The organism is Thermobifida alba (genome assembly GCF_023208015.1).
GTDB lineage: Bacteria > Actinomycetota > Actinomycetes > Streptosporangiales > Streptosporangiaceae > Thermobifida > Thermobifida alba.
Map to the genome: position 1 here is coordinate 2,226,152 of NZ_CP051627.1, position 12,972 is coordinate 2,239,123.

Sequence of the window (12,972 nt, forward strand, 5' to 3'; positions counted from 1 at the left end):
GCGGCGCGGAACGCACGGCCCTCACCCGCTCTACGGACACAGACACGCTCAAACCTCGAAAGAACTGGGAGTCAGGGCATCAGTTGTTCATGGCTGCTCACCACGGAACGCGCGGCGCGGTGCGGCGCTCGTGACCCCTCGCGCGCCTGGCAGAGGCGCACGATACCGTCAACGACAGAGTGTAGTGCTAGGCCCGGACGGGCTCTCACCGGGTCCGTCCCCGTGGCACCGGCCACGCGAGGTCCGTGATCCGCCGCGGAGGTTTCGACGGTAGGGTCTGGGTTAGTCACCAGCCCTCGGGTGTCCGTCACCGCGACACGCACGGCGGCTCGCACCCTCACGTGCGGCGTGGCCGTCCCGTGGTCCTTCGGGTGCGGGTCACGGTGAACCCACCCCTGTTCTTTCCGGCCACCACGCCTGCGAACTGGCCTGGATGCGCGAAAGGAGCCCTAGCCCGCGTGAACACCGGCACCCCGAAGACCCTGGACTGGTCGGATCTGGACCGACGCACCGTGGACGTGGTCCGTGCCCTGGCGATGGATGCGGTCGAGGAGGCGGGCTCCGGCCACCCCGGCACCGCGATGAGCCTCGCTCCCGCAGCCTACCTGCTGTTCCAGAAGGTGATGCGGCACGACCCGAGCGAGCCGACGTGGGTCGGCCGGGACCGCTTCGTCCTGTCCTGCGGCCACTCCAGCCTGACCCTCTACATCCAGCTCTACCTGGCCGGCTACGGCCTGAGCCTGGAGGACATCAAACGGCTGCGCCAGTGGGGCAGCCTCACCCCCGGCCACCCCGAGTACGGTCACACCGCCGGGGTGGAGACCACCACCGGCCCCCTGGGGCAGGGCATCGGCAACGCGGTCGGCATGGCCATGGCCGCCCGCCGTGAGCGGGGCCTGTTCGACCCCGACGCCGCCGTCGGGGAGAGCCCCTTCGACCACTACATCTACGCCCTGTGCTCCGACGGCGACGTCCAGGAGGGCGTCAGCCACGAGGCGAGCGCCCTGGCGGGCACCCAGAAGCTCGGCAACCTCATCGTCATCTGGGACGACAACCGCATCTCCATCGAGGACGACACCCAGATCGCGTTCACCGAGGACGTGGTCGCCCGCTACGCCGCCTACGGCTGGCACGTCCAGGAGGTCGACTGGGTCGGCGAGGACGGCTACCACGAGGACGTGGAGGCGCTGTACGCGGCCATCCGCGCCGCCCAGGCGGAGACGGAGCGCCCCTCCTTCATCCGGCTGCGCACCATCATCGGCTGGCCCTCGCCGAACAAGCAGAACACCGGCGGGATCCACGGCGCCGCGCTGGGCGCCGAGGAGGTCGCCGCCACCAAGCGGGTCATGGGCCTCAACCCGGACGCGCGCTTCGACGTGCCCGAGGAGCTGCTGGAGCACGCCCGCGGCGCGGTGGCGCGGGGCCGCGCCGCCCGCCAGGAGTGGGAGAACGCCCTGGCCGAGTGGCGCAGCGGCGCCGGCGAACGCGCCGAGCTGTTCGACCGCCTGTCGGCGGGCACCCTCCCGGAGGGCTGGGAGAAGGCGATCCCGACCTTCGAGCCCGGCGGCAAGGGCGTGGCCACCCGCAGCGCCTCGGGCAGCGTGCTGAGCGCGATCGCGCCGGTGCTGCCGGAGCTGTGGGGCGGTTCGGCGGACCTGGCCGGCTCCAACAACACCACGCCCAAGGGCGAGCCCTCGTTCATCCCCGAGGAGCGGTCCACCAAGGCCTTCTCCGGACACCGCTACGGCCGGGTGCTGCACTTCGGGGTGCGCGAGCACGGCATGGGCGCGATCCTCAACGGCATCGCGCTGCACGGCCCCACCCGCCCCTACGGCGGCACGTTCCTGGTCTTCAGCGACTACATGCGGCCGGCGGTGCGGCTGGCGGCGCTGATGAAGCTGCCGGTGACCTACGTGTGGACGCACGACTCCATCGGCCTGGGCGAGGACGGCCCCACCCACCAGCCGGTGGAACACCTGTGGTCGCTGCGCGCCATCCCCGGCCTGGCGGTGGTGCGCCCCGCCGACGCCAACGAGACGGCGGTGGCCTGGCGCACCATCCTGGAGCGCGGCGACGGCCCGGCGGCGCTGGCGCTGACCCGGCAGGCGGTCCCGGTGCTGGACCGCTCCGAGCTGGCGTCGGCGGAGCTGACCGCCCGCGGCGGCTACGTGCTGGCCGAGGCGAGCGACGGCCGCCCCCAGGCGATCATCATCGCCACCGGAAGTGAGGTGCAGATCGCACTGGAGGCGCGTTCCCGGCTGGAGGAGTCGGGTACGCCCACCCGTGTGGTGTCGATGCCGTGCCTGGAGTGGTTCAACGAGCAGGACGACGCCTACCGCCAGCAGGTGCTGCCGCCGTCGGTCCGGGTGCGCGTCTCGGTGGAGGCCGGGGTCGCCCTGGGCTGGCGCGAACTGATCGGTGAGCACGGCGAGTCGGTGAGTCTGGAGCACTTCGGCGCCTCGGCGCCGTACGCGACCCTGTACGAGCAGTTCGGGATCACCTCCGACCGGGTGGTGGCGGCGGTGCACGCCAGCGTCGCCAAGCTCGGCGGCGACCGGGGATCGACGACAGGCAACTGACCGTTCGGGGGAGGGTCGCCACAAGCGGCCCTCCCCGCATCTTCGAGGAGTGTCGAGAAGCGATGGGCAGCCCACTTCAGCAGCTCTCCGACTCGGGCGTGGCCGTCTGGCTGGACGACATCAGCCGGCAGCGGCTGCGCAGCGGCGGTCTCGCCGCGCTGATCGCGGAACGCAACGTCGTGGGGGTCACCTCCAACCCCACGATCTTCGCCAAGGCCCTGGCCGAGGGCGACGCCTACGACGCCCAGCTGCGCGACCTGGCGGTGCGCGGGGTGTCGGTGGAGGAGGCGGTGCGCGCCATCACCGCCTACGACATCCGCTGGGGCGCGGACGTGCTGCGCCCGGTCTACGAGGCCAGCGGCGGCGTGGACGGCCGCGTGTCGCTGGAGGTCGACCCCAGGCTGGCGCGCGACACCGAGCGGACCCTCGCCGAGGCGCGGGCCCTGTGGTGGCTGGTGGACCGCCCCAACCTGATGATCAAGATCCCCGCGACGGTCGAGGGCCTGCCCGCCATCACCGCGGCCCTGGCCGAGGGCATCAGCGTCAACGTGACCCTGATCTTCTCGCTGGAGCGCTACCGGGCGGTGATGGAGGCGTTCCTGGACGGCCTGGAGCAGGCCCGTGAGGCGGGCCGCGACCTGTCGACCATCCACTCGGTGGCGTCGTTCTTCGTCAGCCGGGTGGACACCGAGGTGGACGCGAGGCTGTCGAAGATCGCCACCGAGGAGGCGGTGGCGCTGCGCGGCAAGACCGCGCTGGCCAACGCCCGGCTGGCCTACGCCGCCTACGAGGAGGTCTTCTCCGGTCGGCGGTGGGCCGAGCTGGCGGCGGCCGGGGCGCGTCCGCAGCGTCCGCTGTGGGCGTCCACCGGTGTGAAGGACCCGGAACTGCCGGACACCCTGTACGTGACCGAACTGGTCGCGCCGGGCACGGTGAACACGATGCCCCAGGCCACCCTGGAGGCGGTGGCCGACCACGGCCAGATCACCGGTGACACGGTGCGCGGCGGCTACGAGGCTGCGCGCGCCCACCTGGACGCGGTGGCGGCGGTCGGCGTGTCCCTGGACGACGTGGTGGAGAAGCTGGAAGTCGAGGGCGTCGACAAGTTCGTCACGTCCTGGGAGGAGTTGCTGGAGCGGGTCGCCCAGCAGCTCGCCTCCCACGGCTGAGAATTCGGTTTTCTCCCCCGCTCCGCCGTCATCCAGCTGTTTTGTCGGGAAGAAGGGTGGGAAACCACCCGGGCCCCCTCCTTCCGAATTCCATTCGGTACCGCGGGGAAGCAACAATTGCAGTGACCGTGTGTGAGAAGAGGAAGGACCAATCGCCTTGAGCAGCGATCAGGTACAGGCCGGGGGCCTCACCGTCACCCTGCGCGGCGCGGTGCGCGGCGCGGCCGAGGAGGCGCTGGAGAAGCTGCGGGCCGACCGGGTGGCGTCCCGGCTCACCGCCAAGGACGCCACCCTGTGGGGGCCCGCGGCCGAACCGGAGGCGTCGATCCGGCTGGGCTGGGTGGACCTGCCGGAGCGCTCGCGGGCCCTGCTGCCGCAGATCACCGAGATCGCGCGGACCAAGCGCGACGCCGGACTGGACCGGGTGGTGCTGGCCGGCATGGGCGGGTCCTCCCTGGCCCCCGAGGTGATCGCCGCCAGCCGCGGAGCCCGACTGGTCACCCTGGACACCACCGACGCCCAGCAGGTGCGCCGCGCGGTCGAGACCGACCTGGAGCGCACGGTCGTGGTGGTCGCCTCCAAGAGCGGCGGCACCGTGGAGACCGACAGCCACCGCCGCGCCTTCGAGCAGGCCTTCACCGATGCCGGCATCGACCCGGCCGAACGGATCGTCGTGGTCACCGACCCGGGCTCGCCGCTGGCCGACCTGGCCGCCGAACGCGGCTACCCCACGGTGCTGGCCGACCCGAACGTCGGCGGCCGCTACAGCGCGCTCAGCGCGTTCGGGCTGGTGCCCAGCGCGCTGGCCGGGGTGGACGTCGAGGCGCTGCTGGACGAGGCCGCCGCCCTCGCCGCGACCCTCGCCGAGGACACCAACCCGGCCCTGGTGCTGGGCGCGGCCCTGGGCGGCTTCGGCGGCCACGACAAGGTGGTGCTGGCCGGAGACACCCCGGTGGGCCTGGGCGACTGGATCGAGCAGCTGGTCGCCGAGTCCACCGGCAAGGAGGGCACGGGCCTGCTGCCGGTGGTCGTGGAGGGCACCGACGCCCCCGGGTTCATCCCCGGCCCCGACACGCACCTGGTGGTCTACGGCGAGACCGCCCCGCAGGCGCCCGAGACCGCCGACACGGTCGTGACGGGCCCGCTCGGCGCCCAGTTCCTCGCCTGGGAGTACGCCACCGCGGTGGCGGGCCGCCTGCTCGGCATCAACCCGTTCGACCAGCCCAACGTGCAGGAGTCCAAGGACAACACCAGGGCCCTGCTGGAACTGTCGAACAGCGGCACGCTGCCCGTCGGCGCCCCGCTGCTCACCGACGGCGCGGTCGAGGTGCACGCCTCCGAGGCCGCCGCGCTGACCGACGCCAAGGACCTGGCCGCGGTGCTGCAGGCCCTGCTGCGGTCGGTCCCCGAGGACGGCTACCTCGCGGTGATGGCCTACCTCGACCGTGACGCCGCCGGCGACGGGCACGCCGCCGCGCTGCGTTCCGGCCTGGCCGCGCTCACCCCGCGCCCGGTGACGTTCGGGTGGGGGCCGCGGTTCCTGCACTCCACCGGGCAGTACCACAAGGGCGGCCCCGCCAACGGGGTGTTCGTGCAGATCACCGGGGACGTCGCCGACGACCTCGCGATCGCGGGCAAGCCGTACTCGTTCTCCCGGCTGCAGCTGGCCCAGGCGTTGGGCGACTTCAACGCGCTGGCCGAACGCGGCCGTCCCACCGTCCGACTGCACCTGCGCGACCGGGCGGCGGGCCTGGAGGAACTGACCCGGGCGCTGGGCGCACTGCGCGCCTAGCCCTCGCGGGGAGTCCGGCGCCGCCGCGGCCCCGTCGGGACGGGGCCGCGGCGGCGCCCGCCGGACCAGCCACGACCGCAACTCGACCAGGGAGGACGGCGACGTGAGAGAACCGGTGATGCCGGGGGCGGTCCCCAACCCGTTGCGCAGCATGCTGGACCGGCGGCTACCGCGCATCGCGGGCCCCAGTGTGCTGGTGCTGTTCGGGGTGACCGGCGACCTGTCCCGCAAGAAACTGCTGCCCGCCATCTACGACCTGGCCAACCGGGGCCTGCTGCCGCCCGGCTTCGGCCTGGTCGGCTTCGCCCGCCGCGACTGGGCCGACCAGGACTTCGCGCAGGTCGCCCACGACTCGGTGCGCGCCCACGCGCGCACCCCGTTCCGCGAGGACGTGTGGCGCCAGCTCAGCGAGGGCGTCCGGTTCGTGTCGGGCGAACTGCACGACGACGCCGCGTTCGACGAACTGGCGCACACCGTGCGGGAACTGGACGCCAGCCGCGGCACCGGCGGCAACTACGCGTTCTACCTGTCGCTGCCGCCGAAGCTGTTCCCCACCGTGCTCACCCAGCTGAAGCGGAGCGGGCTCGCAGAGGCCTCCGGCGACTCCTGGCGGCGTGTGGTCATCGAGAAACCCTTCGGCCACGACCTGGCCAGCGCCCAGGAGCTGAACGCCCTCGTCGACGACGTGTTCCCGCCGCACTCGGTGTTCCGCATCGACCACTACCTGGGCAAGGAGACCGTTCAGAACCTGCTGGCGCTGCGGTTCGCCAACACCCTGTTCGAACCGATCTGGAACCGTTCCTACATCGACCACGTGCAGATCACCATGGCCGAGGACATCGGGGTGGGCGGGCGCGCCGGGTACTACGACGGCATCGGTGCGGCGCGCGACGTCATCCAGAACCACCTGCTGCAACTGCTGGCGCTGGTGGCGATGGAGGAACCGCTGTCGTTCACCGCGGACGCGATCCGCGCCGAGAAGGTCAAGGCGCTCTCCGCGGTGCGGCTGCCCGAGGACCTGGCCGCCGGCACGGCGCGCGGCCAGTACGCCGCCGGGTGGCAGGGCGGCGCGCGCGTGGCGGGCTACCTGGAGGAGGACGGCATCTCCCCCGACTCCACCACCGAGACGTACGCGGCGGTGAAACTGAGCGTGAACACGCGCCGCTGGGCGGGCGTGCCGTTCTACCTGCGCACCGGCAAGCGGCTGGGCCGACGGGTCACCGAGGTCGCCCTGGTCTTCCAGCCCACCGCCAACCAGGTGTTCGACCACGCCGCCACCGCGGAACAGGGCGCGAACTCGCTGGTCATCCGGATCCAGCCGGACGAGGGGGTGACGCTGCGGTTCGGCTCCAAGGTGCCGGGCCCCAGCATGGAGGTGCGCGACGTCAGCATGGACTTCAGCTACGGCGAGTCCTTCACCGAGGCCAGCCCCGAGGCGTACGAGCGGCTGATCCTGGACGTGCTCATCGGCGACCCGCCGCTGTTTCCCCACCAGGAGGAGGTGGAGTTGTCGTGGCGCATCCTCGACCCGATCGAGGAGTTCTGGGCCAAGAGCGGCCGCCCCGAACCGTACGAGTCGGGCACCTGGGGTCCCCGTTCCGGTCACGAACTGCTGGCCCGCGACGGCCGCCAGTGGCGCAGGCCGTGACGCGGGCCGCGGGGACGCCGCCCGCCCCGGCCAGTCCCCGGGGCGGGGGGAGCCCTCTCCCCCACCCGTCAGCCAGCCGCCGTCGGGGCCCGCTCCGCCACGCGGGTCCCGCGCCCGTGGACCATCGGGCGACCCGTCCCGGGGAGGACCGTTGACCCTGTATCTTCCGCGAACCACGACCGCGCAGATCACCGAGGCGCTGGCCGCCGAGCGGCGCAGTGTCGGCGGCGGCGCGATGAACCTCGTCCTGACCCTGGTCATCGTCACCGACGAGACCGACCACTACGACGCGCTGCAGGCCGCCACCGAGGCCGGGCGCGAACACCCCAGCCGGGTGATCGCGCTGATCCTGCGCGATCCCGACACCGAACCGGCGATCGACGCCGAGATCCGCCGTCCGGGCACGTCGGGTCCGGGCGAGACCCTGCTGCTGCGGTTGTACGGACCGCTCGCCGAGCACGCCGACTCGGTGGTCACACCGCTGCTGGTGCCCGACACCCCGGTGGTGGCGTGGTGGCCGGGCATCGGCCCGGCCAACCCGGTCGCCGACCCGGTGGGGCGGCTCGCCAACCGGCGGATCACCGACTCGCACCGGGCCGCCGACCCGGTCGCCGACCTGCTGGAGCGCGTCCGCCACTACCATCCCGGCGACACCGACCTGGCCTGGACCCGCACCACGCCGTGGCGTTCCCTGCTGGCTTCCACCATGGACCAGTCGTGCGGCTGGGTCACCGGTGCGGAGGTCGCCGCCGAGGAGCACCTGCCCAGCGCCGACCTGCTGGCCGCGTGGCTGGCGCAGCGTCTGGAGGTCCCGGCGCAGCGCCGCACCTCCACCGGACCCGGCATCACCGAGGCGGTCCTGACCACCGAGGAGGGCCCCATCACCGTCAGCCGCAAGGACGGCAGGGTGGCCACCCTGCACCGTCCGGGGCGTCCGGCGCAGACGGTGGCGCTGTCGCGGCGCCGCATCGCCGAGTACCTCGCCGAGGAACTGCGCCACCTGGACTCTGACGAAATGTACGAGATGACCGCGAAGTTCATGGCGGAGCGGTTGAGCGGAGCGGAGGTGTCGGCGTGAGCCGGATCGTCAATCCCCCCACCGTGGTGGTGCAGTCCGACGCGGAACTGCTGGCCAAGGCGACGGCGGCGCGCCTGGTCACCCGCCTGGTGGACGCCCAGGCGCTGCGCGGTTCCGCGTCCCTGGTGCTGACCGGCGGCGGCATCGGCACCGCGGTGCTGGAGCAGTTGGCGCTCGCCCCGGCACGTGACGCGATCGACTGGTCGCGGGTGGACGTGTGGTGGGGCGACGAGCGGTTCCTGCCGTCCGGCGACGCCGACCGCAACGAGACGCAGGCGCGTCGCGCGCTGCTGGACCACGTCCCGGTGCCCGCCGAGCGGGTGCATCCGATGGCCGCGTCGGACGGGGTGGACGGCGACGACCCGGAGGCGGGGGCGCGCCGCTACGCCGAGGAACTGCGGGAGGCCGCCGAGTACGGCGACGCGGTGCCGGTGTTCGACGTGTGCCTGCTGGGGGTGGGGCCGGACGCGCACGTGGCCTCGCTGTTTCCGGGACGGCCCGCGATGTACGAGACCGAGCGGACCGTGGTGGCGGTGCACGGCTCGCCCAAGCCGCCGCCGGTGCGGCTCTCGCTGACGCTGCCCGCGATCCGCGCCGCCCGCGAGGTGTGGCTGCTCGCCGCCGGTGCGGCCAAGGCCGACGCGGTCCGTCTGGCGTTGGGGCAGGCCGGGCCGGTGCAGGTGCCCGCGGCGGGGGCGCGCGGCCGCACCCGCACCCTGTTCCTGCTGGACCGGGAGGCTGCCGGGGCGCTGCCGCCGGGGTTCTACGTCCCCGGCACGATGTGACCGCCCGGTGCGGCGGGCGCACGCTTTCTGCGCGCACCCGCCGCACCGGGCCGCCGGTCGTCCTACTGGACCGGGAACACCCCGCCGCCGCGGCTCATGAGGTCGCACGGGTCGCTTGCGACCAGTCCGTGGTGGACGCGTCGGCCGTGCCAGTAGCCGACCGCGATGGCCCGCATCGGCTGGGGTTCCGCATAGCAGGGGTCGTGGAGGGGGGGCACGGCCGCCAAGTCCCCGTCGACCGAGCGCAGGACGTCGCAGGCGAACGTCGCGGCGTGGTGGGTTCCCCCGTCGGGGTCGCACTCCAGGGTGCGGACCGACTGGTGCCCGGAACCGTCCAGGTACTGGGTGATGAAGACGAAGGAGGCTGCGGGCGGGGAGTCGGCGGCCGCCGGGGCCGCGGTGAGCGGGAGCAGGCAGGAGGCGACGGCCAGGGAGAGCGCCGCTCGGCGCAGGGGCGGGACACGCATGGGAGAACCTTCCACTGTGGTGGACCGGGTAGAGCGTGCCACGGGTGCTCCGCCGTCCCGGCCGCATCCGTCGCACCCCGGACGGCCCGCGACACACCCACTGTAATCGGCGGGCAGCCACCCGTCATCACCGGAACCGCGGGCGTTCGAGCGTCCTCCGGGGCGGATCCGACGGCGTCCCGGTCCTGAACCGAGCGGACCTGCTGGGACAGGGGGCGGACGACCCGGGGGTCGTCCGCCCCTTTTTCTCCTCCCATCCCGGCAGTGGTCAGCAGCGACGGCGCAGCGGGCGCTCGCGTCGGGGGGAGTGCGGTACCGGCCCTGTGGGCGCCGGGATCGTCTCCGGCGCCACCCGGGGGAGGAATCACGGAACCGGCCGGTCCGCGGGCACCGGCGGCGCCGGGAACACGCACCGTGGTCGAGTCAACGTTTCCCAGCGCCAACTAAAACAGAGAGTAACATGACAAACACAACACGGAAAAGGGCTTCGGACTTTGTTTTCCGTTTGATCGCGGCCGCCACGGTTCCGTTGTCTCTTCTCCGCCGCTGCCGCCGCAGGCCGTTCGGCACTCCTGGAAAGCTGCGGGGCGGTCCGTCGGAGGCGGCCCGCCCCGCAGCGTCCCGGGGTCAGGGGTGGTGGATGTCCGGCCACGGCGGCGCCGCCATGCCGTCGCCGATGTGGAAGGACGGGTGCGGCGGCTGGTTGTAGGCGGTGTTCTGCCAGGCGATCGCCACCCGGTACTGGGTGTCGTGCACCAGGGTGGGGATGCGCAGGTCGGTCGGGTGGGGGCTGGCGTAGATACGCAGCGCCGAGCTGTCGGCGGTGCGCCAGACCACCTCCTCGCGCCAGTCGCCGAGGATGTCCCCGGACAGGGCCGGAGTGGCCTTGGTTCCGTTGTTGGAGGCCACGCCGCTGCCGGTGAGCAGGCGGGTGTCGCCGCCGGGGCCGTACTTGTCGACGTGGGTCTGGTCGAGCAGCTCCCGGGTGGGGTCGCCGTCCCACCAGACGAGGAAGTTGGCCGAGCCGGGCTTGCGGCCGATGGTGGTCCCGGAGGTGTTGAGCAGGCCGTCGACGCGGGAGGACCAGAACTCCGCGCCGGGGCTGCCCGCCCAGACGTCACCGGCCACGCCGCGTCCGTTGTCGCCGCCGGAGGCAGTGCGCCACAGGGTCGATCCGGTGCGCGCGTCGGCGAGCCAGGCGTTGGGCTGGGAGGAGCTCTCGGAGACGCCGTAGACCTCCAGCCCGGGGCGGTTCGGCACGAAGTCGCCGACGTGCAGGGCGTCGCCGTGGCCGTAGCCGGTGGTCCACATGGCGCGCCCGTCGTCGTCGACGGCCATCGCGCCGAACATGATCTCGTCGCGGCCGTCGCCGTCGGCGTCGGCGATGGACAGGGAGTGGAAGCCCTGGCCGTCGTAGCCGCGTCCGGCGTTGGTGGAGCTGTTGGTGTCAAAGGTCCACCTGCGGGTCAGCCGCCCGTCGCGGAAGTCCCACGCCGCGATGACGGTGCGGGTGTAGTAGCCGCGGGAGAAGATCATGCTGGGCCGCTGCCCGTCCAGGTAGGCGGTTGCGGCGAGGAAGCGGTCCACCCGGTTGCCGTAGGAGTCGCCCCACGACGACACGCTGCCGCGGGCGGGCACGTAGTCGACGGTGTCCAGGGCCCGGCCGGTGCGTCCGTCGAAGACGGTGAGGTACTCGGGGCCGGAGAGCACGTAGCCGGAGGAGTTGCGGTGGTCGGCGGTGGCCGATCCGATGACCGCGCCCGTGCCGTCGCGGGTGCCGTCGGCGGTCTTCATGGCGACCTCGGCGCGTCCGTCGCCGTCGTAGTCGTAGACCTGGAACTGGGTGTAGTGGGCGCCGGCGCGGATGTTGCGGCCCAGGTCGATGCGCCACAGCCGGGTGCCGTCGAGTTCGTAGGCGTCGATGAGCACCGGGCCGGTGTAACCGGACTGGGAGTTGTCCCTGGCATTGGTGGGCTCCCATTTGAGGACGATCTCGTAGCGGCCGTCGCCGTCGAGGTCGCCGACGCTGGCGTCGTTGGCGTCGTAGGTGTAGGAGGAGCCGTTGACGCTGCCGCCCGCGGGCCGTTGCAGGGGCACGTCCAGGTAGCCGTTGGTGAAGGTGAGGGAGGCTGCCGAGGCGGCCTGCTCGACGCCGCCGACGACCGGGCGCACCGTGTAGGAGGCGTCGGCCGGTGCTCCGGAGTCGAGGTAGGAGGTGGCGGCGGTGAGCGGGGCGGAGTTGAGCCGGGTGGAGCCGCGGTAGACGTTGAACGCGACGTCGCGCGGATCGGAGCCGAGCAGCCGCCAGCTCACCAGGTTGCCGTTGCCGCTGCGCACGCTGATCAGCCCGCGGTCGAGCCGTTCGGCCTGGCGGGCCCCGGTGGGGTCGCTCGGGGTGGTGGGCTCCCCGGGCTCCTCCGGCTCCTGGGGGTCCTCCGGGTCCGGGGGGTCGCCGGGGCCGGCGCAGGCGGTGCCGTTGAGGGTGAAGTTCTGCGGGACGCCGACGGTCCCGGTGTGGGTGGCGTTGAAGCCGAAGCTGACCGTGCCGCCGGTGGGGATCGCGGCGTTCCAGGCGGTGTTGGCGGCGGTGACGTCGGCTCCGGAGGAGCTGAACTCGGCGTTCCAGCCCTGGCTGAGCCGTTCCCCGGCGGGGAAGGTCCACTGCAGGGTCCAGCCGTCGAGGGGGCCGCCGAGGTTGGTGACGGTGACGTTGCCGGTGAAGCCGGTGTTCCACTGGTTGACGGTGTAGTCGACGCGGCATCCGGCGGCGGCCTGGGCGGGGCCGCTGAGGGCCGTGGTGCCGGCGGCGCACAGCGCGAGCGCGGTGAGTGCTGCGAGGGCGTGTGCCGGTCCGCGTCTACCGGTGTCGGGGGGTCGGTGCACGGGAACTCCCGGTGGGGATCGGGGACAGGAGGAAATCCGCGTTGGGGATCGCTTCCAAACAACTTTGTGCACAGAAAGTAACATGTCGGACACGATAAGGAAAGGGCTTTCCCTACCTCCCCCCCTCCCCTCGGACCCCCCGGAAAAAGCGTCCGCTCCGAGGGAACCGAGCGGACGCCCGCGGAATCTGAGAGGTCATGATCGAGATCTCCTGCCCCAAATGTCCCGGAACCCTCGTACGGCAGACCCTCGCCGGGGTGACGGTGGAGAAGTGCTCCCAGTGCCGGGGGCTCTTCCTCGACCGCGGTGAACTGGAAGAACTGCTCGAAGCCGAACACCGCTGGAGCCGCGGCTTCGAGGGCGGCTACAGCGGGGGCCGTCGCCGCCGCGACAGCGACCCCGAGGACGACCACGACAAGGACTACCAGGGCGAACGGCGCAAACGTCAGCAGAGCTTCCTGGACGAGATCTTCGACTAGCGCCGCCGCGGCCTCCCGGGCGGAGCCCACCGCTCCGCCCGCCCGACGCCCCCGCCCCGACAACCCGACAGAACCGACACAACGGGCGCCGA

Annotated in this window: 9 protein-coding genes; 7 read left to right on the plus strand and 2 right to left on the minus strand. The window is 72.6% G+C overall.

Annotated elements, in window-relative coordinates; translation table 11 throughout:
- Positions 1-458: 458 nt before the first annotated feature.
- The 6 genes from tkt (at position 459) to pgl (ending at position 9,051) form a co-directional block, all read left to right on the plus strand.
- On the plus strand, positions 459-2,579 hold the full coding sequence (gene tkt, locus FOF52_RS09860) for a transketolase (RefSeq protein WP_248593523.1): 2,121 nt from the start codon (positions 459-461) through the stop codon (positions 2,577-2,579).
- Between the two features lie 62 nt (positions 2,580-2,641).
- Positions 2,642-3,748: a transaldolase gene (tal, locus tag FOF52_RS09865; RefSeq protein WP_248593524.1), complete on the plus strand. Its 1,107-nt coding sequence runs from the start codon at positions 2,642-2,644 to the stop codon at positions 3,746-3,748.
- Positions 3,749-3,905: 157 nt separating this feature from the next.
- The gene (locus tag FOF52_RS09870; protein ID WP_248593525.1) at positions 3,906-5,540 is read left to right on the plus strand and encodes a glucose-6-phosphate isomerase; all 1,635 of its coding nucleotides are present in this window, start codon (positions 3,906-3,908) and stop codon (positions 5,538-5,540) included.
- Between the two features lie 118 nt (positions 5,541-5,658).
- On the plus strand, positions 5,659-7,188 hold the full coding sequence (gene zwf, locus FOF52_RS09875) for a glucose-6-phosphate dehydrogenase (RefSeq protein ID WP_248593812.1): 1,530 nt from the start codon (positions 5,659-5,661) through the stop codon (positions 7,186-7,188).
- A 151-nt stretch (positions 7,189-7,339) separates the two neighbouring features.
- Entirely contained in the window at positions 7,340-8,266 is a 927-nt protein-coding gene (locus FOF52_RS09880; protein ID WP_248593526.1) for a glucose-6-phosphate dehydrogenase assembly protein OpcA, read from the plus strand.
- Positions 8,263-9,051 (plus strand): 6-phosphogluconolactonase, encoded by a 789-nt coding sequence (gene pgl, locus FOF52_RS09885; RefSeq protein WP_248593527.1) that lies wholly within the window; start codon positions 8,263-8,265, stop codon positions 9,049-9,051. The genes FOF52_RS09880 and pgl overlap by 4 nt, the downstream gene beginning before the upstream one ends.
- A 62-nt stretch (positions 9,052-9,113) precedes the next feature.
- Here pgl and FOF52_RS09890 read toward each other — a convergent pair whose 3' ends face one another.
- Both FOF52_RS09890 and FOF52_RS09895 read right to left on the minus strand, forming a co-directional pair.
- Entirely contained in the window at positions 9,114-9,518 is a 405-nt protein-coding gene (locus FOF52_RS09890; RefSeq protein WP_248593528.1) for an SSI family serine proteinase inhibitor, read from the minus strand.
- 627 nt (positions 9,519-10,145) lie between these two features.
- The gene (locus FOF52_RS09895; RefSeq protein ID WP_248593529.1) at positions 10,146-12,401 is read right to left on the minus strand and encodes a rhamnogalacturonan lyase family protein; all 2,256 of its coding nucleotides are present in this window, start codon (positions 12,399-12,401) and stop codon (positions 10,146-10,148) included.
- 197 nt (positions 12,402-12,598) lie between these two features.
- Between FOF52_RS09895 and FOF52_RS09900 the strand changes: the two genes are divergently transcribed.
- On the plus strand, positions 12,599-12,880 hold the full coding sequence (locus tag FOF52_RS09900) for a zf-TFIIB domain-containing protein (protein WP_282573989.1): 282 nt from the start codon (positions 12,599-12,601) through the stop codon (positions 12,878-12,880).
- Positions 12,881-12,972: the final 92 nt, after the last annotated feature.

Excerpts from the sequence above, each read along its gene's own strand:
- tal (WP_248593524.1), top strand. The coding sequence starts at position 2,642 with ATGGGCAGCCCACTTCAGCAGCTCTCCGACTCGGGCGTGGCCGTCTGG.
- zwf (WP_248593812.1), top strand. The coding sequence starts at position 5,659 with ATGCCGGGGGCGGTCCCCAACCCGTTGCGCAGCATGCTGGACCGGCGG.
- FOF52_RS09890 (WP_248593528.1), bottom strand. The coding sequence starts at position 9,518 with ATGCGTGTCCCGCCCCTGCGCCGAGCGGCGCTCTCCCTGGCCGTCGCC.
- FOF52_RS09900 (WP_282573989.1), top strand. The coding sequence starts at position 12,599 with ATGATCGAGATCTCCTGCCCCAAATGTCCCGGAACCCTCGTACGGCAG.